Here is a 20,730-nt window from a genome sequence, read left to right as displayed (position 1 = left end):
GATTTCCTTAAATTAGTAGTATTAGATGCGATAGAACCTCTTTTCTTGTAATCTATTGATAATCAACATCAAATTTTCTGCTTTTTTTTCAAAAGCACTGTTCTACTACATTACCCATTATGAGGATGTTTTTTTATAATAAGTATGATTATATACGTTTTGTAAATTAAAAATCACTATATTTAGCCTAACCTCCTAAGAGTTATTTAATTACAAGCAGTTGTAACTTAAAACTCTATATATGAAATCTTCACCACCAGTACGTGTACGTAACCAAGAAATGTCACTTTGGCAATCTGTAATTTCAGAATTTGCCGTATCGCAATTAAAATCCTCTAGTAAGGGAGAGAACACTATTGCCGCTCACGCTCAAGATCACCCAATGATTCGAGCCACCAATGCTTATGTTCTGTCAAGCGATATTGAAAATTCAGTCCTTAAGTTCGAGTTATCTGTACAACCGAAATCACTTAATTCGACCGATGATCTGAATCAATATCTTTCAGAACTCTGCTTCCATATTGCCAAAGCAAAATCAAGAAACAATGAAGCTCTCGAAGAAGAACTTATGGGGCAATATCGTAAGTACAGTGACAAAGACCCAGGTTTTTTAACCTGCGCAACAACTTATGCCAAATACTATGCTAAGTATGGTGGGGTATTAAAATATAATAAATGGCAAGATAATGGTGGATTTAACTATGGGGTCATCGAATATGAAATTCCAAACGACGCAAAAGTGGCAATAATTGGTGATTGGGGTACAGGAATGCCAGATGCTCAATGGCTTTTATATAACATCATGGAGAATATCCATCCCGATGTGATCATTCATTTAGGGGATATTTACTATTCTGCCACACCAAGTGAGTGCATAAATAATTTTGCAGCCATACTTGACGAAGTCTTTAAAAGTTATGATAGGATACCTGTTTTTACCATTCCAGGTAATCACGATTACTATGCATTCGCCTATGGGTACTATGACATGGTTTTAGGGCTTAATGAGAATACCCCAACGGCTGTTCAACCTGCTAGTTATTTTCAGCTAAAAACTCAAGATAATGGCTGGCAGTTCTTAGGTATGGATACTGGTTTTGATGACAGCAACCCAGCCAATCAGTTCAATACGTTTTATGCTGGTCCTCAGCTGAAGAATAATGAAACACAATGGCATAGAGATAAGCTGGATACCTTTGGAGGCAACACTGTGCTATTGTCACATCATCAGCTATTTACTGGAAATGCCAAAATAAATGGTTTTGAATCGGTATATGGTTCGTATCCGTACCTCAATAAATACCTTCTGGATGACTTTAGATACTATTTTGGTGATAAAGTTGCTGCATGGTTTTGGGGACACGAACACAATCAGGTCATTTATAAAAACAATTTGTTTGGACTACCAAAAGGTAGGCTTGTAGGTGCCAGTGCCTATGAAGAAATGACAAGCAATGACCCATACAAACAAAAATACCAAGAGGTACCGTTTGAGGATATCAAGCTATCCCATGATAACGGCTATTACAACCATGGTTTCGCCGTATTGGATTTTTCTGGTCGAAATAACCCAACTGATTCGGTGGTTACTACTTATTATGAATACCCATCATGGGGCGATGTCAATCCCGACCCTATACCAGGTGGTGTATCCGAACTTTTTCAAGAGAAGCTTTCCACTTCCCCGAAGGATTATGGGCCAACAGTCAACTACGGAGAGATGATCCACCTTAATTTGGAAGGAAGTGCTGGATTCATTGCTCCATTTAAAAATGGATCACAGTATTACCCAATAATAGGCACCACAACTGTATTTCTAGAAATACAAGGTGGTTCAGGAGTAATAATGGACGAAGATGTAGTTACCATAAAATCTCTAGAAAATGGACTGGGTAAATATAATATCCTTGGAGCATGGAGCACATCAAAATCATTGTACTATTATACCCCAGGATACAAACAGCAGAATTGGATTGTCAAAAAAGTATTCCCTTCAGATGATAAGGAAATACATCAGAACGATCCTTTGTACTTTATAAATCAGTACCACACTGGCCAGTATCTATGCCCTTATATTTCTACAGGATATTCAGATACATATCTGACGACAAATTCCAATGTACCTGCAGTGTGGTTTTTGAAGAGGTAGTTGAATTTAATTAAATAAAGGTTATTTAAAGCGCATGTTAAACATGCGCTTTTTTGAACATCATTCTTTACGACTTCTATGACTTGAAGAAAATGAGAAGTATTAAACTACCTGGGATTTAGGAACTCATATAGATAAAGTAATTGATAAAGAAAACGAATCAACTTATAAAGCATAATAATTAAAATCCTAATTCTCAAAATCAATTTCCAATAAAACAAAGAACTTTAAAAAAGAGTAAGGCAGTTTTTTAAACTGCCTTACTCTAACTTCCTTTATATCAACACTGTTCCAACTCGGAACACTTTTATCGCGGTTTTAACGATTAGTGCCTCCTAATTTAAAACATAACGATTTACAGAACCCATATTTTACAGGTTCTAAAAGATTTTCTATTTTATCAATAGGTCAATGAACAACGAAAAATAGTAATTGATACTTCTGTTAATTACTGTTTTTCAGTTATTTAAGTTCTAATATGATGTTGTGTCCTATTTTAAAACACTACCATACAGACCATGCCGATATGGACTATGACCATATAAAGCATTTCTCGCAGGATGTTGATCCCGTGGCCCACTTTGAAGAAACCAAGGGCATGTTCTCGGTCATGCACGGAGAGATCCTGCGGTACATTCTGTCCCATAGGGTTCCACTTGAAAAGTTCATCAGATATGAACTGGCCACTAGTGGACATGATGAGGGCCATAAGTGGGTCGGTTTTGAAAAGGCCAAGGAGATTTGGTTTAAAAATTAATAATCAAATACCTAAAAACACTTTGCTCGATGAAGTGTTTTTTCTACATAAAAAAGTATTTTTATAGCTCAATTAAGTAATTAATATGATTCTGGACGAGATCAAAAAACAGGTATAGGCCTATATCAACAATTATAACGAGCATGTCAACGATGAATTCGATGGCCTTGTGCCTGCGCAAATGCACACGCTGTTACATGACACATTCATTGAACAAAGTATCCTAAGTCTCAAAAAGCTTTCGGAAGCACAATATGGTACGGTTCCCATAATGACACAACATTCGTTTTGCAAAAATTATTATTGTACATAGATATATACAAACTACCTGAATTTCATATATTTATGTAATTAAAGTAAATTTGGATAACCGTCATAATTAGAATAATGATAACAGCAATACGTATATTTGGCTGTTGTGCACAATATCTACGAAACCCTTAAATGAAAAAAGAACTGATTTTAATATTGACTTTTTTACCTCTGACTTTACTCGGACAAGAATAAAAACATGATTAAAAAACTAACCTATACAGCAATACTTATTTTTATTGTATTTAGTTGCTCTAAACTAAAGGAAGAACCCCAAAGTCAATACTATATTAATGGCTTGGTAAAAGAAACCAAAAATGGTTCTTATCAAGATTACATATATATGAGCTATGGTAGTTTTAAAGATAGTGCTTTAGTGGATAAAAACGGAAAGTTTGAATTTAAAGGACAATTAAAGTATCCTACTAGGGCTTATTTATATTTAAAAGATCCATCTGCATCGGTTGGGTTTTATATAGAAAATAGTGATATCTATCTTTCTGGTCAATTTTATAAAAGCAATCAGAACAATACCAATTACAATCTTTTTTATATTGATAGTGTATCAGGTTCAAAATCAAATGAGTTAGTGGCTAAGTTTCGTAAATTTAAAAAGGAAAATAAATCCAAACCAAACTTTGATAATCTTGTAGCTGATCACCTTACTGAATTAGCATATAATAACCCGAAAAATAGTATCGTTGGGACATTGGTAGCCGATGAAGCCATCAAAGGAGATAAAATTTTCAATTTAGCCCAATTAAAGAAAATATATGCTTATTTAGATAGTTCTTTTCAGCTAAAATCTGAAATAGAAGTAATTGAAAGAGGAATACTGCAGCTTGAAAAAAGTAAATTAGGAGACCCATTTATCAATTTTACAATTACAGGTACTAAAAGTGATTCATTGAAATTTAAGCAATTATTAGGGAAGAAAATATTAATTGATTTTTGGGCGTCATGGTGTCAACCTTGTATAAAAAAACATCCAGCCATGATTGATTTGTATAAAAGAATGAATAAAAATAACTTTGAAATTGTAAGTATATCAATTGATAAGAGTAAACAAAATTGGCTAAAAGGTTTAGAGAAAGAAAAATTACCTTGGAAAAATGGATTGGACGAATCAGAATTTATAGCAAATAGCTATGGAATAAATGCAATACCTTTCAACTATTTACTAAACGAAACTGGAGAAATAATTGCCATCAATAAAAGTTTAGAAGAAATAGAAAGAATAATTTTGGAAAAATAATGTGTGAATTATGTTTTAAAAAAAGTGGATCAGCAACAAAAAGTCGGACAATTTTTTAAAGGATGTTTAATTTTATTTATAATCTTTAATTTGAAACTATGTATCTGTCGCATCTAATAAATTTAAATCTAATATAGTTGTTAAATACTGTTCTAAATAGCTAAAGCATAGAATGATTTAAACATAGATTTTCTATTAGAAATCAATTGATCTTTCTTAATCATATGCACCATTTCAATACCAGACAAAGTTCTTTTGGCGGATTTAAATTCTTTAAACCCTAAGCATCTCACCATGCGCTTTTTTGCAAAGCGATGAACTGGTTTGATAGTAAGGTAATCAGAAGAGTAAAAGAAATCTCACTCAAAAATTAAGTGAGATTTTTGTTTGCTGTCGCTTATGGGCTTTGTGTGTTTTATTAAATGATTTCTATCATTACCCATTTGGGGCAACACTTGAATAATCAGAGCTAATCCTCACCGAACAAAGTTTCTTTACTAAGTTCAATATTTTTACCATATTCACTTAGCTTAGACCGATCTATTTCATTTAAATCTCCAATAAGTATAAGATTGTAGTTGTGTTTTTTTATTGATTCTTCGTAAAACTTTTGAAAATCTTCTAAAGTCACATCAGATATTCCTTTAATATAGTGTGCTCTATAATCATAACCTAAGCCTCTATTTTTTGCTCTTTCATAATGATATAAGATACCATTTTTTGTAATTCTGCCAGAACCCCATAAAGTTTCAAGTCTTTTCTTCACTGTTTTAAATGTTGATTCTTCGATAGGTAAGTTCTCAATTAGATTTTTATTGATACTCAGTGTTTCTTCGAATTTATCAGTTTGTGTTCCTACGCTTGTATAATGATAGTAATTGCTGTAATAGTACTTTGGGTATTCAATTGTATTGTATGCATTATATGCCAATCCCTTTGTTTCTCTTATTTGTTCATTGATTACTTGGTCAAAATAATTCTCAAATAAAATGTACATTCCATGCTTATTTTTGTTGAAGGTATTCAATTGACCAGTAAAGCAGATATCTATTTGTTTGCTTTTATAGTCTATCAAATAAACATTATTAGTGTTGTTCTGATTTTTAATTTTTGTTACAACAGATTTATTGTTAACAGATACAATATCATTATTAAATTTTTTATTGAATATCTCGAAAAGCTCTTTTGAACTTTTAGAGCCATAAAAGTAAATCTCTTGCTTTCTGTTGAAAAGTCTGGACACCTGTTGTAATATTTCCTTTGCTTCTAATTTATCCAAATCACTTTTTGTTAGTGATATTTTTGACGCATATTCTGGCCCATAATTAACCAAGTTTAAAGCTCTTGTCATTAATTGACTTCTATTGTTTTTTTGATTTTCAATTTTATCCAGTTCTGATTTTATCAGTGAATTAAGTGTTTTTTTATCCTCTTTTAGGTTGACTAAAGATTCTAATACTAAATCTAGAGTTCTTTCTAAGTTTTTAGATATTCCATTTATGAAAAGTGTAGTGTTATCTTTGTTGCTTACTAAATTAAAATCAGCACCTATTTTGTAAAGTTCCGTCTTTAATTCTTCTGAAGAATAGTTGCTGGTGCCTACCTGTTTAATATACTTGCTAGACATTTTTAATTCATTGCTAATATGGTTGTCAAAAACAAGTCTAAAATTAAAGAGATCGTTATTTTCATTTTTTACGACATTGACTATGGTTCCGTTTTTAAGAGTAATTTGCTCAAGATCAGAGTTAAAATCAACAAGTTTTGGTTCAATTGGGCTGACGTCAATTGATTTTATTTTTTTTCCGAAGGCTGAATTTTTAGTACTATTCTCAGAACTAATTGCCGTAATTTTTGGTTTTTCTAATTTTTGAAAATCATTTTCTCCTTGTCTTTTATAAACTATTGAATAATGATTATAATACTTGTTCGTAAACTGTATTATGTCTTGCTTAGTAATGTTGTGAAACTTTTGCTGTTTTGCAAAAACATCTTCAATTGCTATACCTCTTGCAAAGGCTTCAGTGATAATGCTAACGATTCCAGAATTTGAATCTACCATAGATAAAAACCGCTTATTTAAATCGTTTGCTGTAGCTTTTAGCATCCATTCAGGAAATTCACCAGTTTTAAGTCTATCTATATCCTTTAGTACAATGTTCTCTAGTTCTGTTAGGCTTATCCCATCTACAGGTTCGCCTTCGAGAAAATGAGTGCTAAAGTTTTTATAGTAATGTTGATAAGATGTATTGAACCAATTGGTCTTGGCATTAACATCGCCAATATCAACAACACCCACATTTCCATTAAGAAATAACATTTCTACAAATTCAGCGATATGCGCATTTGCTGAGTTTGAAGGTTCTAAAACGTAATACATTGATATTGATTCTTTTTCTGGTGTATAAATTGTTGCTTTTTTATTTGAGGTCAATAATGGTGTAGCAGGTTTTTTTTCAGAAGGCAGTGTTTTGTAAGCCATCTTGCCAAAATGTGTTTCAATTAGTTGAATTACATTCTCAATATCAAAATCGCCTGAAAGAATAATAGCCATATTATTTGGCACATAATAAGTATCGTAAAACTTTTTTGTTTCTAATAAAGACGGATTTTTAAGGCTTTCTGCCGTACCCAATATGGCTTGGTAATGTTTGTTGTTAAATGTATTTTCTTTGAGTTTATTTAACGCTAGTATATATCCGTTTTGAGTTCTAACATTCATTTCTTCGTACACCGTTTCCAGCTCTGTGTGAAAGCCTCTAAAAACAGGATTTTTAAATCTTTCTGCTTCTAAGGTCAGCCATTTTTCTAGTTGATTAGAAGGTATACTGTTCATATAGCCTGTTATGTCTGTTCTGGTAAATGCATTTAAAAAACCAATACCCATTTCGATCATTAGATCTGAGTATTCACTTTGACGAGAATACTTTGATGCTTCAAAAGATAAACTATCTATTTTAGCATATATCTCCTTTTTTTTCTCTAGATTATCCGTTTTACGATGTTTTTCGAATAAGTTTTCAATCTTCGTTAATAATGGTCTTTCCTTCTCAAAGTTAAATGCTCCTATTTTATCAGTACCGTTAAATAATAAATGCTCTAGATAATGTGCTAAGCCTCTAGCATGGGTAGGGTCTTGATTACTCCCAGCCCTAACAATTATTCTTGTCTCTATTCTAGGCTTGTCTTTCTTTGGAACAAGAAAAATTTCAAGGCCATTCTTTAGAGTATAGGTTTTTACTTTAAATGGGCCATTATCTATGCTTTTGTAACTGTAATGACTATTGTTAGAGTTTTGGGAATTGCAACTAAATAAAATGAGAAATAAAAAAAGTAAAAAAAAGGATTGCTTGTGACTTCGTTTCATAAGGTAAGTTTTCAATGTTAGTTGAATCCAAAAATAAATTCTAACATTAAAACTAGATAGGATAAATCTGCCAATTATTGAATTTCCATCCAAACTGCACTTTCAATGGAACTTACTCTTTGTGTAAACTGTCTTGGTGTAAGGTTGGTAAAAGTCTTAAACTCTCTTATTAAATGACTTTGATCGTAATAACCATAGTTTAAATCTAGCATGTGCCCATTTTTGTGCTTATTGTTTTGAATAATGCTCCTGAACCTTAAAATATTCATAAACTGTTTTGGGGATAGGCCTAAATTATCTTTGTAAAGACGGTGAATTGATCTGTAACTAAGATTGAACTCATTTTGTAAGTAAGAGATTTTGTTTACAAAAATTTCATTAAAGGGAATGAATTTGTCTCGATGGTTTAAACTAATTTTTTTTAGAAAAAAATCTTCCAAGAGTTCAGCTCTCAAAGAGATATTGTCCGTAGCGTAAATAAAGTTATAAATCTCTTTCCAAGAACTATTAAACTGATTCTCTACAACTTCATCTATAAATTTTAAATTTGATACTTTAATACCTGTTAATGCTTCAATGCCTAATGGCTCAAAATCAATACAGATTTCATCAAATTTACCGATGTAATGAAATGTTTTGGGTTGTTCATAAATCCCCGTTAAGTAGCTGTAAAACCCATCAGAATCTGTGATTTTATATTCATTTTTTGAAACAGTAATTAACTTACTTCCTTTAAGTAAACCTAAGCAACAGTTTGTGTTAGGATAACTCACATGCTTTCGGTTATAATTAATTTGATCATTTTTAATAAATAAAAAATACTTAATATACTTTTTGAGCTCTGTACTTTTAGGAAATACGACGTCTAAATTCATTATAAATGCTTTGTCTAGTTCACTATTAATACCTAGTTAATAGTTCGGAATTATTTTAAACTAGAAGTAAGATGATCTTTATATACTACTATTGATTTTATAAACAGTTATTGTCATTAATAATTATGTCTCATTTCTTTTACAAGTTATTAATACAATCGATACAAACCTACGATAGCAACATTTTGTTTCAAAATTAAAAACGGATTTCAATTGTTTGAACTCTATTTTAAAGTCATGCCCTAATGAGATTTGGTGGCAAATCAGATTTCATGTATTTAATTACCCCAATAGGCTAAGGTCAATTTGAAACACAAAGCGATTTTTAGCTCTTGTTTTAGGGGATTTAAGAGTCTCGTTCGTGATTTTAGAAAACAAGAACAGACTCTTAAATAAGAGCCTGTTTAACTTTTAAGTTAACGATTATCAATAAAATGATTTCTAATTTATTGAGGTGAATATTGGTTTACACCTTTCACCAACAACTATATATCATTGAAAAATCATTATCTGGGAAATTCTTTAAAAACCTCATTTATCATTCGTGTCATTAATGTCTGATCCGAAATATGTGCTTTAAAATCTTCTGCAATACCGACCCATATCAATTCTTTGGATTTTCTGTTAAAAACCTCGACAATTAAAGTTCCTTTTTTGTAAGGCCTATTACTTATCTCTTCCTCTCCTTTACTGTAATATCTTTTGTAATCAGTAGAACTTACTGAAGCATAATTTGGACTGTTGGAGTTACCACCGCCAATAGGTGCTTGTTCAAAATTATTTCTGTTTTGTAAATTACTTTTAATCTCGTTAGAAGTTGTCAACAAAACCAGTAAATCAGGATTATCCCTATTCACCGAGAATCCTTTTTCAACCATTTTGTCATTCATTACAGCAATTAAAGATTCTTCAATTGATTTATCAGAACCGTTATTGAACTCATCTGTATCAAATGCGGTGTTAGGCAAATAGGCAAACGTTTTAAAATTCTTAAAATCTTCGTCCGTATATTTTTTTGTCTTAACATTAGAAGCACAACTTACTAGAATAAGTAATCCTATAACGAGTAAACATTTTGATATTTTTTTCATAGCGTCTTAATTATCAATTTTAGTTAATGTATGTTTTAAAACACGATTGATATATGATAGTTAGTAAGACTGTCCGATATTTTTTCGGAATAATATGGACTATAAAAATAATATTTAATTGATTATCAACGCTATGGAGTTTGTTATTTTTCTGTTAAACTCATCTGTTTAAGTTCATGAAATGTACTTGATACTACTTTAAATTTGTACTGAAGATTATCTAGAGGACTAAAAGAGACTGCTTAAAGAGTGTTTAGTTTTGTCATTAAGAATAACACTTTTCAAAAGCTTCTTTATATTGATGCATAAACTTCGGTTTCTAGTTAGTCATATTTCTTTTTCAACTCCTTTAACATCACTTTTGTCATGGTATCTAAATCATAGTTATGCTTCCAGCCCCAATCTTTTCTAGCGATGTTGTCATCAATTGAAGACGGCCAAGAGTCTGCAATAGCCTGTCTAAAATCAGGCTTATAGGTGATTGTAAATTCTGGCATTTGGGATTTAATACTTTCAAAAATATCTTTTGGAGTAAAACTAATCGCAGATAGATTATAACTAGATCTAATGGTTAAATCTTTAGAATTGGCAGCCATCAAATCTGTAGTGGCTTTTATGGCATCGTCCATAAACATCATAGGTAAGCTTGTGTTTTCGGATAAAAAACATTTGTAACTTCCTTTTTTTATCGCCTCGTGATAGATTTCAACAGCATAATCTGTTGTGCCTCCACCTGGCATTGCCTTATGACTTATAATTCCTGGATAGCGAATGCTACGCACATCAACTCCATATTTTTTATGGTAGTATTCACACCAACGCTCGCCCACTTGCTTGGTTATGCCGTAAACGGTTGTCGGTTCGCATATGGTATGCTGAGGTGTATTTTCACTTGGAGTTGTTGGGCCAAAAACCGCAATACTACTTGGCCAATATACTTTTTTTATAGTGCCTCCTTTTGCTAAATTAAGGACATGGAAAAGAGAGTTCATATTAAGATCCCAAGCTTCCATCGGGTATTTTTCACCTGTGGCACTAAGTAAAGCAGCCATAAGATAAACCGTGTCAATATTATGGTTGACACAACAATCCTTAATAGCATTAAAATTCTTGGCATCAATTATCTCAAAAGGACCAGAATATACGAGGTCTAACTTTCTGGTATTGATATCACTTGCAATAACATTGTTAACGCCATGGATTTCCCGTAGTGCTGTGGTCAGCTCAGTTCCTATTTGTCCACAAGCACCAATGATTAGTATTTTAGAAGCCATTCTATTCAAGATTAGAGTATCCTCAAAAATACTAAGAAATTAGAAGCGGAAATAGTATTTTTCTCATAAAAAAGATGAATTGTTTAAGAAGTTGATAATCTTAATTTTAGGATATACTACAAACCTAGAATTATAGTTTAAGTATATTTACAGACAAATTATATAACCTATGAAGATCGGATTAATACTTCTAAGCATATGTTTTTTAATGTTGATAAGTTGTGGTACTGACAACGCTAAGGAAGATAAAGCTGAGGCAGAAACCACAAACCAAAAAACAGTAATAACCGCAAAGGCTATAGAAAACTTTAACTATACGGATTACGTGTTAAGTTCAGGTGCAGAAAAGGCAGTAGCTAATTGGGAAAAATACCAAGAGTTGGCAATTCAAATCAATTATCTAAAAAAAGCTGATTTGTCTTTTTTTAATGGTGACAAAGACTTGCTTAGAACGTTTATTGAGGAATTTAAACTCGCATTGCCCACAAATTTTAAAACCAACCCGATTATATCTAGAATGGCTATTATTGAGACTTCGCTTTATAGACTCAATGAAAATCTGACTTTAGATAACATTGACGACAACTTAAAACTAGAAAGTGTAAAAGAGGTTCTGATTGCGTTTTCAAATCTTAACTATCAAATCAATAAGAAATTAGAACGCGATAAATACAATAAAATTAAGGCTGAATACTAATCTATATTAATCTTAAAGTTTTGTTAAGTTGTAACGTTTCAGTGGATTAACGGTCTTATTTATAATTACTTTTAATTCGAATTAATCAAATCAAATTATGAAAACCAATTTGGGTCGCGTACTAGCGCTATCAGCTTTGGCTTTCTTTACTGTTTTAGGATGTAAAGACGAAGCCAAGAAAGACACTGCCATGGCGGAAGAAAAAATCCCCGGAATTATTCTGGAAAACATGGACACAACAATAAGTCCTAAAGAAGACTTTTACAATTACGTTAACGGTAAATGGATGGAAACCAATGCAATCCCAGACGACGAATCGCGTTGGGGAGGATTCGGGGTGTTACGTAAATCTACCAGACAAGATGTGTTGGAGATATTAAACACTTCAAAGGAATTGGGCACTTATAAAGAGGGCTCTGATCAACAAAAAGCACTTTTGATTTTTGAATCTGAGCTAGATACCATTGCCCGTAATGAAGCTGGTACTAAGCCATTACAGCCATTATTAGATAAGATAGATGGTATTAATAACCTTAACGATATGCAAACCGTATTTGCTTCAACGCTTGGCATTGGTGCACCATTTGTTGGCATTGGGTCTAATCCAGATCTTAACGATAGTAGCATGAATACAGCTTGGGTTTTTCCTGCTGGTTTGGGTTTACAGCGCGATTACTATTTAGATCAAGACGAAAAGACCAAAGAGATCAGAGGCAAATATGTTGATCATATAACGAGAATGCTACAATATGTTAATTATACTGAAACAGATGCACGTACTGCCGCTGAGAAAATCTTAGCAATGGAAACGCAGTTAGCTGAACCACGATTAGATAAAGTAGCAAGTAGAGATATAAGAAACTTTAATAACCCAACAGCACTCACAGATTTGCAAGAGATGGTACCATCTATCGATTGGCAAAAGTTTATGGACGATATGGGTATTGAAAAGAAAGTCGACACATTATTGGTTATGCAACCAAAGTATATGAAAGCTATGGATGCATTTTTAAAGTCGACTTCAATTGAAGATATAAAAACCCTTATGGATTGGAGCACATTAAATGGTGCTGCAGGATTCTTAACTACCGAAATTGAAAAAGCGAATTGGGAATTTTACGGAAAAACACTCAACGGATCTAAAAAAATGCGTCCTGCGGATGAGCGTGCTTTAGGCACAGTAGATGGTAGTGTGGGTGAAGCTGTTGGTCAATTATATGTACAGGCAAAGTTTCCACCTGAGGCTAAAGAAAAAGCAGAAAAAATGATTGCAAATGTAATTACTGCGTTTCAAAACCGTATTACCAAGTTAGATTGGATGAGTGAAGAAACAAAGAAAAAAGCCGTTGAAAAATTAGATAAATTTACGGTTAAAATAGCATACCCTGATGAGTGGGAAGATTATTCTGATCTGCAAGTAAAAGAGGGCAATTCTTATGCTGAGAACATGCTGGCTGTAGGGCATTGGTCCCAAAAGAAAAATTTAGAGGAGATTAATGAGCCTGTTGATAAAAGTGAATGGGGAATGCCACCACAAATGGTCAATGCTTATTTTAATCCATTAAATAATGAGATTGTTTTTCCAGCTGCAATTTTACAACCACCTTTTTATAATTATACTGCTGACGAAGCTGTTAATTATGGCGGTATTGGAGCAGTAATCGGTCATGAAATCTCTCATGCATTTGATGATTCTGGCGCTCGTTTTGATGGTGATGGTAATGTAAACAATTGGTGGACTGACGAAGATTTAAAGGAATTTGAAAAACGAGGAAAAGCTTTAGCAGATCAATATTCTGCTATTGAGGTTTTAGATAGCGTTTATGTAAACGGACCATTTACTTTGGGTGAAAACATTGGTGATTTAGGTGGCGTACTTGGTGCTTACGATGGATTACAGTTGCACTTTGAAGAAAACGGAAGACCAGATAACATTGATGGGTTTACACCAGAACAACGTTTCTTTATGTCTTGGGCAACAGTTTGGAGAACCTTGATTAGAGATGAAGCCTTAAGAACGCAAATTAATACAGATCCACATTCACCTGGTCATATTAGAGCAACACAACCTTTAAAAAATATAGATGCCTTTTACGAAGCATTTGATATTAAGGAAGGAGATGCCATGTACTTAGAACCAGAAAAACGTGTTAGAATCTGGTAATAAATTAATATAGACAAAAATAAAAATGCTGCTCATTGAGCAGCATTTTTTGTATAAATATATTTTTATCTTTTTTTAGTTCTTTTGTGCGGCTGCTGCTTGTTGTGCTTTTTGATTTTCTAGAGCCTGACGAGATACTTTTGCCATATTAAAGTTAGGGTCAATTGCTAGGGCATCATTCATTAGTTTAATGGCGGTATCAACATTTGTTTTGTTTTCCGAATACAACATTATACCTTTTAAGTACAATAAAGCTGCCTTCATCGAGGTTTCATATGGTTGCTGTGTTTCGTAAAAAGCACGTTTCATATCATCTTTTACGTTGGCTAAACCATATTCAATATTACTCTTGGCACCTGCGATATCGCTGGTCTGTAGTTTCATATCAGCCATTTCATAAGCTAAGTATACGTTGGGCTTACGTGCAAAAAGCACTTCAAACTGCTCTAAAGCGAGTTTAGGTTGATTCAAATTTTTAAGCGCTACTGCTTTTACTTCAACATTGATATCAGAATCCGTAGCATTTTTTTCAACACCAATGGTGTTCAATGCCTGCATGTATTTGCTTTCAGAAAGGTACAAATAAGCTAATGTGTCTTGTCTGGCAACGGATGGCTCTAAAATATTAAGATGCGTCATAGCATTGATTATACCTTGTACATCACCTTGTTTTTTCATTTGCTGGTAATAAGCTTCGTAATGAGCTTTTAAATCTGCATTAGACTGGGCAAAACTACTTACCGAGAATAGCATAATAACTGCAATTGTAATCTGTTTCATTTGTGTTCTATATTTAAAGGGCTAAAACTATAAAAATTTAAGGATTTACGTCTTAAAAAACTATTAATTATACGGTTATCCATTAATTTCTAAGGTGCCTGTTTAAAACTATATTTCAAAAGCTGTACCAATTTAGAACTGTCCACTTGTTTTCCTTTGCTTTTTTCTGTGAAATTAAAGCTTGGTAAGGGTAAGTTATAACGTTTGCTATATGTTGTATAATAGCTTTGTTTATTCATATGTTGAGGATGCGCAGCGTTAAGCGAGATATTCCAAATATTTTGTTTTATTAAACCTGAAATGATGGCGATACAATCTTCCTTATGGATTAAGTTGATTGGTGCATTTGGATTTGAAATGTTTTTTCTTCCTGACAAAAATTTAGCAGGATGCCGCTCTGCATCAAATAAACCTCCAAATCTAAGAATAGTAGTTTTGAAATTGGTATTGGCTTGAAGCATTTGCTCAATAGCAATTAACTGTTTTGCTGAATTTGAAGTGGCATTTGGCGCTGTATTTTCTCCAATTATAGGACAATGGACTTCATCCTTAAAAACAGAAGTAGAGCTGATATAAAGCACGTTTTTAATGCTTTGATTTTCGATGGCGGATACTAAATGCTTTAGTTCAACAATATGATTTTTTGATGGATGCTTTCGCAGTCCTGGCGGAATATTAATGATTACCGTTTCGCTTTTAGCTAAGCATTCGGTATAATCTCCTGAGATGCCATTTTCGTTCAACGTAACGATATAGGCATCAACAGAAGCTTTTTTGAGTTTTTCTAACTTATCCTTAGACGTAGTTGAACCCTTAATTGTGCAACCTTCTTCAATCAATTTTTTGGCTAAAGGAAACCCAAGCCATCCGCAGCCGATAACACTTATTTGCTTTTTCAATTTCAGTTTAGTTCTTAACGATAAAAATACAGAATATTAGACCAAAGGCTCAGTATTTTGTTAACCAATTAATTTTCAGTAACTTTAAGATTCACTCTAAAAATATATCGTTATGGGAATAAAAAGTTTTCAAGGTTCGCGAAAGCAACAACAAAGTACTAACGAGCAAGTGGCATTGAAAGTGAAAGATTATATGACCACTAATCTTATAACGTTTAAACCCGACCAATCTGTACAAGAAGTGGTTGAGTCTCTCATAAAGCACAAAATATCTGGTGGTCCCGTGGTAAATAACCAACGTGAACTGGTTGGTATTATCTCAGAAGGTGATTGTCTAAAGCAACTTAGCGAAAGCCGATATTATAATATGCCTCTAGAACACGATAATGTAGAAAAACGAATGGCCACAGATGTAGAAACCATTGATGGTAATATGGATGTGTTTGATGCGGCCAATAAATTTTTACAGTCTAAGAGACGACGTTTCCCGATTGTAGAAAATGGCAAATTGGTTGGGCAGATTAGTCAAAAAGATATTTTAAAAGCCGCATTACAGCTTAAAGGTGAAAATTGGAACAGTAAAACGAAAAAGTAAAAATTATTAGTCATCGCGTTTTACCAATGCATAATACTCACCTTCTAAAGGTAGATAGCCTTGGTCGTATACAAAGTAATAGATAGTACCGGCTTTGGTTTTATAAATACTTGTAAAGTAATTAAAGTCAAAGCCCTTTTCTATCATTTTTGCTCTTGAGCATTTGGTTTTTTTATTGGGGTTTAAAGCTTCGAGAATCCTGTAATTTTTTCGTAATCGGTTGTTGGTGTTCCTAATTAGGTTTTTAGAATCTTTATTGATGCGGTTGTTGTGTGTATTTCTACAGCCATCACTACAGAATTTTTTATCTATTCTACCAATAATTCTATCCCCACATTCTGGACATTGTCTTTTCATAGTGATTAGTTTAGAATTGAAATATAGTCTATCCAGGATCCGACTTCGGTCTTGTATTGCTTTGCCATTACCCGACTTATTTGTGCAATATGCCCTAAATCGTGTGTGACCCAAGTTGCTAATAATTGTGACAAGGTCACTTCACCCAATTCTGGATGAATACCTTTAAATTGTAATTGATCGTTAGATAGATTTAGATCTTTTAATGTATTGAGGTTGTTCTGTCTCAAAGTATCAAATTCATCAAGTAAATTGGAGAGTGATTTTCCTTTTGAAGCTTCAAACTGGGCAAACCTATCAAAGGGCTGAAAAACCTTCTGACCAGAATTGTTCAAAATAATATGTACTCGTGGTATCCAATCTGTTTTTTCTCCATGGATTAAATGCCCGACAATGTCGTAAGCGCTCCAAGTGCCAGTTCCTTCATTACAAAAAATCCAATCATCGGAAAGATTCCCCAAATAAGACTTTAAGGTTTTTGGTGTTTGTTCTAAAATTTCAATGCCTTTGCCAATACTATATTCCATATAAAGCCAAGTTACAAAATATTCGCTTACAAACGTTTTAGAACAACTAACGTATTGGTATTGTTTACTTTTTCAAAAACTTCAACCTTATAAATTTTTGTTTTTAAATACTCAATAAGTTGTTTTAGTGTTTTGTTTTTGGAATTTTTTACGGATGCATTAAAGATAATATCTCCTTTAGAGGATTTTAGTTTAAGGATATCGTCCCAAAATGTTTCGGAAAGAAATTGACTGGGGACAGAAAGATCTATATAAAGGTCTACGATGATTAAATCGAATTTTTTAGTGGTATACTTTACAAATTCTAAGGCATCAGCACAGTGAATTTTTAAATTTTCGTTTTCTGAAATACCAAATTCGGTATTGGCTATTTCAATAATTATAGGGTCAATTTCTACTGCAGTAATAGATTTACTATAGTTAAAGTCTTGCCTTAATGTTTCAATAACACTTCCGCCTCCCATACCTAGAATTAATACAGTATCGATTTGGGATAGATTTATTTTGTCCAACCCATATTTTAAAATACGTTGTAAAGAACCATAACTGTAATTGGCATTTTTTGAGTTAAGATGCTTTTTGCCGTTATGCCACGTAATTTCTAAAGTGCCACTATACTTAGACTCTACAGTTTTTGTAATAGGCAAAATGTAGCTGAGGAGTTGTTTCATTTAAAGAAAAGCAAGCTGATTTTAATGCTTTTATGATATTAATTATCAATAACTATACAGTATTTATTCATTAGTTCTATTTGAAATTTTGTTGCATTAAATGCCATTTCTAAACCATTGAGATCAGATTCTGATGTATTGGTTTCAAATAATTCATTCAAATATTGGCTAATAGATATAATTATATTATTCCACTTAAAAGTATAATAAACTTTAAGAACAACAAACATTTAGTGACCTATACACAGTTTGCCATAAATTGCCATGTGTTCAAAAAATAAAAATTTTAGCTTAAAAAAACAGATTCTTATTTTGGGCTTATAAATTATATAGGTTTGGATTGACTTATTAATAGGGACTGATTTAATAAGAGAATTGATTAATCCAAATCAAGAAAGAGCATTCAAAAAAGAGTGCTCTTTTTTTTAGATGACTTGATATAATCTTTTTAGTATTTGCGACAAACCGAACACGTGTCCTAAAAATAAAAAAATTAGCTTGAAAGGACAGATTTCCTGTTGTGAAGGAATAAATTATATAAGTTTGAATAACTTAATAATTAGGTCTTATTTAAGAGAATTGATTAATCCAAATCAAAAAGAGCATTCTAAACTGAATGCTCTTTTTTATGCAATGAAAGGACATCTAGCTGTTATAGAATAATTCTTATTTTATGTTTTTCTGATTTTTTCAAGAACAAGTAATTATTTATAGTCATTTAGAGGTCGTCTTTACTCACTCAATTCAATAACTTTTTCGATGGCTCTGTCTTTGGTTTTCAACTCTAATAATAGACTGTTATAAAATTCTTTTGTGTCTCTTACATAGTCCAAATCATAGTTTGTAGGAATTCCTATCTTTTCATAGCTAATTCCATTTACGCTAAGATAAACTTCATTAGATAGTCCATATTCCCAGCCATTCGGTAACCTTTTGGAGAGTACGTCAGATAGTATTCCTTCTGTATTTGAACCAATTGTGATAACGTTTTCAATACTCTGTGATGCTAATACAAATATTTCACTTGCACTAGCTGTTTGAGGACTTGTTAGTATGTACAAACTTCCTTTGTAGTTTTTCCCATTTGGGCCAATGTAAATGTTTTGAGACTCTGTGAATCCATTTCCCGATCTTGCTTTTTTAGAAAAAGCCATTATTTTATTATTTGTAAAGTAGCTTAAAATTTCTAATCCGACTTGGTCAAATCCACCGCCATTAAAACGTACATCTATTATACAGGATTTAGTGTTTTTAATGTCATCATAGATAATTTCCATTTGCTCTTTAAAACTTACTAAAACATCTTTTGTGTAATTTACACTTTCGTCTGCTTTTTCCCAATATTCGTCAGCAAATTGCTCGGTTGTCAGGTCGTTAGAAATATTATAATTTGCCAAATCTTCAAAGTCATTAAATTGAATGTAACTAACGTTATCGTTTACAAGTCCCCAATTTATAAGTCCTTTATTGTATGTTTTATGCTCAGTAATATATTTTTGGTTTATAGCATAAATCACTTTTTTACGTAAGTCATCACTATCTTTATTATTTTCATCAATTTGACTCTCTAAAGATTCAGGTATTTCGATAGATGCGTGTCCATCGTTTAATTCTGAAATCATTTCATTAAGCACTTTGTAGAGTTCAAAATCCGTTGATTTTTTTGATAACTGCTTACGATACTTGCGCTTTATATATTTCCAGTCAATTGTCCTTAAATCAAAAAATGCGTAGTTTTCATTGAAGGTTTGCCATAATGCATCGAAATTTGATAAAGGGTTGTTTTTGTTTTTCGTACAAGGTTTTGCTTCTTGAGAGCGTATGAAATTGTATTTTGTAAAACCAACTTCTAGCTGCAAACTATCTTTTGTCAATTTGGTTAAGTTATAGAATTCTTCTAAATAAGCTACTGGTAATTTTGTGTTTAGGTTACATACACTCTCGTAGGTATCGTAGAGTGTTGCATGTTTTTTTGAAATCTTTAACTGTTGTCCGTAGCCAATTGAATTCCAGGTACCATAAAGTTGATTATCAATCTCTTGTTTTTGTCCATAAGAAGAATAGAATACGAGCAAAATGATTAGCAAAAAGCTCCAGTTTTTTAATTTCATTTTTTTTAGATTGACTTTAGCGGTATTGTATAACCGTCAGTTACGAATTAATATGAGTCAATTTTTGTTTAAGTACTGACGTTAGCAATTCCGAGTAGATTCGACTACGTCCGAATCCACTCGGAATTACGGTTATACATTTTCGGCAATAGTATTTTTTCTGATTATTTCATATAGTTTTTCCAAGTCAGATTCCACAATTTCACTCAAATCAAATTCAATACTATTTCCGTAAACAGTTTTTAAAATCAGTTTTTTGTTTATCAATTCAGATGATGTGATTTCTTTAAATTTTATATTTTTTCCTAAAAATGATTTAATTCGTATTAGCATTCCTCTACTGTTCCATTGAACGTAATTTTTATACCAAAACATCTGCGTACTAAATCCGAAAACAATTACGTATCCTAAAGCATTCAAATACTTATGTGCTTTTGGGTTCTCAAATTCAATAAAATTAAATGCTCCATTTATTATTAAAAATAATCCAACGAAAATCAGGGGTAATAAAAATCCAACGACTCTTTTTATTCAAATTTCCAAAGTGTATTCTTTTCATTTTCTTGCTATTGATTTAATTAACTGGTATACGTATAAAATCCCGACTAAAAACATAATTCCGCAAATCAAATATTCCGATTTTGAATAGTAATGGATTCCACCAATTACTCCAAAAGCAAACCATAATAAGTTTGTCAGAATTTCACTCTTATTCAATTCATTCTTTTTTTCGTCGTGTTCTGCCATATTATTGCAATGGTTTTGTGTATGATTAGTTGAGGGAAAGTATGCGAGTCATTTTCCGCCGTAGTCTAAAGTTAATTAATTCGAGTTAATTATAGCTTAGTT

The 20,730-nt window shown here is 32.3% G+C and carries 19 protein-coding genes; 6 read left to right on the top strand and 13 right to left on the bottom strand.

Translation table 11 applies throughout. The features are described 5' to 3' along the window. Positions 1-241 precede the first annotated feature (241 nt). From KCG49_RS16005 to KCG49_RS15995, 3 genes are all read left to right on the top strand, one after another. A complete protein-coding gene (locus KCG49_RS16005; protein ID WP_218547953.1) occupies positions 242-2,149 on the top strand; it encodes a metallophosphoesterase family protein in 1,908 nt (635 codons plus the stop codon). A 526-nt stretch (positions 2,150-2,675) separates the two neighbouring features. Next, the gene (locus KCG49_RS16000) at positions 2,676-2,906 is read left to right on the top strand and encodes a hypothetical protein (protein ID WP_218547951.1); all 231 of its coding nucleotides are present in this window, start codon (positions 2,676-2,678) and stop codon (positions 2,904-2,906) included. Positions 2,907-3,417: 511 nt separating this feature from the next. Then, positions 3,418-4,473 carry a TlpA disulfide reductase family protein gene (locus KCG49_RS15995; RefSeq protein ID WP_218547949.1) on the top strand — a complete coding sequence of 352 codons (1,056 nt, stop codon included), beginning with the start codon at positions 3,418-3,420 and terminating at the stop codon, positions 4,471-4,473. Positions 4,474-4,625: 152 nt separating this feature from the next. On the opposite strand, the gene KCG49_RS15990 is transcribed toward KCG49_RS15995, so the two are convergent. The 5 genes from KCG49_RS15990 to KCG49_RS15970 all read right to left on the bottom strand — a co-directional run bounded on the left by KCG49_RS15990 (position 4,626) and on the right by KCG49_RS15970 (position 11,080). Continuing rightward, positions 4,626-4,769, bottom strand: a complete 144-nt coding sequence (locus tag KCG49_RS15990) for a transposase (RefSeq protein ID WP_218547948.1) — start codon at positions 4,767-4,769, stop codon at positions 4,626-4,628. A gap of 173 nt (positions 4,770-4,942) precedes the next feature. Beyond that, positions 4,943-7,840 carry a M16 family metallopeptidase gene (locus KCG49_RS15985; RefSeq protein ID WP_218547947.1) on the bottom strand — a complete coding sequence of 966 codons (2,898 nt, stop codon included), beginning with the start codon at positions 7,838-7,840 and terminating at the stop codon, positions 4,943-4,945. A gap of 74 nt (positions 7,841-7,914) precedes the next feature. Continuing rightward, on the bottom strand, positions 7,915-8,715 hold the full coding sequence (locus KCG49_RS15980; RefSeq protein ID WP_218547945.1) for a helix-turn-helix domain-containing protein: 801 nt from the start codon (positions 8,713-8,715) through the stop codon (positions 7,915-7,917). A gap of 506 nt (positions 8,716-9,221) precedes the next feature. After that, on the bottom strand, positions 9,222-9,806 hold the full coding sequence (locus tag KCG49_RS15975) for a DUF4136 domain-containing protein (protein WP_218547943.1): 585 nt from the start codon (positions 9,804-9,806) through the stop codon (positions 9,222-9,224). 323 nt (positions 9,807-10,129) lie between these two features. Next, entirely contained in the window at positions 10,130-11,080 is a 951-nt protein-coding gene (locus KCG49_RS15970; RefSeq protein WP_218547941.1) for an NAD-dependent epimerase/dehydratase family protein, read from the bottom strand. A 169-nt stretch (positions 11,081-11,249) separates the two neighbouring features. Here KCG49_RS15970 and KCG49_RS15965 point away from each other — a divergent pair, with 169 nt between their 5' ends. Continuing rightward, entirely contained in the window at positions 11,250-11,777 is a 528-nt protein-coding gene (locus tag KCG49_RS15965; protein ID WP_218547939.1) for a hypothetical protein, read from the top strand. Positions 11,778-11,874: 97 nt separating this feature from the next. Further along, positions 11,875-13,941, top strand: coding sequence for a M13 family metallopeptidase (locus tag KCG49_RS15960; RefSeq protein ID WP_218547937.1), 2,067 nt, complete (start codon positions 11,875-11,877; stop codon positions 13,939-13,941). A 75-nt stretch (positions 13,942-14,016) separates the two neighbouring features. Here the strand turns inward: KCG49_RS15960 and KCG49_RS15955 are convergent, their stop codons facing one another. Further along, complete coding sequence (locus tag KCG49_RS15955; protein WP_218547936.1) at positions 14,017-14,721, bottom strand: hypothetical protein; 705 nt, start codon at positions 14,719-14,721, stop codon at positions 14,017-14,019. Positions 14,722-14,810: 89 nt separating this feature from the next. After that, entirely contained in the window at positions 14,811-15,620 is an 810-nt protein-coding gene (locus tag KCG49_RS15950) for an NAD(P)-binding domain-containing protein (RefSeq protein WP_218547935.1), read from the bottom strand. A gap of 112 nt (positions 15,621-15,732) precedes the next feature. Here KCG49_RS15950 and KCG49_RS15945 point away from each other — a divergent pair, with 112 nt between their 5' ends. Further along, entirely contained in the window at positions 15,733-16,215 is a 483-nt protein-coding gene (locus KCG49_RS15945) for a CBS domain-containing protein (RefSeq protein ID WP_218547933.1), read from the top strand. A 6-nt stretch (positions 16,216-16,221) separates the two neighbouring features. Here KCG49_RS15945 and KCG49_RS15940 read toward each other — a convergent pair whose 3' ends face one another. The 6 genes from KCG49_RS15940 to KCG49_RS15920 all read right to left on the bottom strand — a co-directional run bounded on the left by KCG49_RS15940 (position 16,222) and on the right by KCG49_RS15920 (position 20,301). Then, a complete protein-coding gene (locus tag KCG49_RS15940) occupies positions 16,222-16,572 on the bottom strand; it encodes a hypothetical protein (RefSeq protein ID WP_218547931.1) in 351 nt (116 codons plus the stop codon). Between the two features lie 5 nt (positions 16,573-16,577). After that, on the bottom strand, positions 16,578-17,099 hold the full coding sequence (locus tag KCG49_RS15935; RefSeq protein WP_218547930.1) for a DinB family protein: 522 nt from the start codon (positions 17,097-17,099) through the stop codon (positions 16,578-16,580). 26 nt (positions 17,100-17,125) lie between these two features. After that, positions 17,126-17,770 carry a spermidine synthase gene (locus tag KCG49_RS15930; RefSeq protein ID WP_218547928.1) on the bottom strand — a complete coding sequence of 215 codons (645 nt, stop codon included), beginning with the start codon at positions 17,768-17,770 and terminating at the stop codon, positions 17,126-17,128. A 38-nt stretch (positions 17,771-17,808) separates the two neighbouring features. Further along, complete coding sequence (locus KCG49_RS16510; RefSeq protein ID WP_256260045.1) at positions 17,809-17,931, bottom strand: hypothetical protein; 123 nt, start codon at positions 17,929-17,931, stop codon at positions 17,809-17,811. 570 nt (positions 17,932-18,501) lie between these two features. Then, complete coding sequence (locus KCG49_RS15925) at positions 18,502-19,881, bottom strand: S41 family peptidase (RefSeq protein WP_218547926.1); 1,380 nt, start codon at positions 19,879-19,881, stop codon at positions 18,502-18,504. Positions 19,882-20,013: 132 nt separating this feature from the next. Beyond that, positions 20,014-20,301 (bottom strand): hypothetical protein, encoded by a 288-nt coding sequence (locus KCG49_RS15920; protein WP_256260044.1) that lies wholly within the window; start codon positions 20,299-20,301, stop codon positions 20,014-20,016. Positions 20,302-20,730: the final 429 nt, after the last annotated feature.

The organism is Winogradskyella luteola (assembly GCF_019203985.1).
Lineage (GTDB): Bacteria > Bacteroidota > Bacteroidia > Flavobacteriales > Flavobacteriaceae > Winogradskyella > Winogradskyella luteola.
Note: the sequence above shows the minus strand (reverse complement) of the source record. Positions and strands in the feature narration are given on the sequence as shown.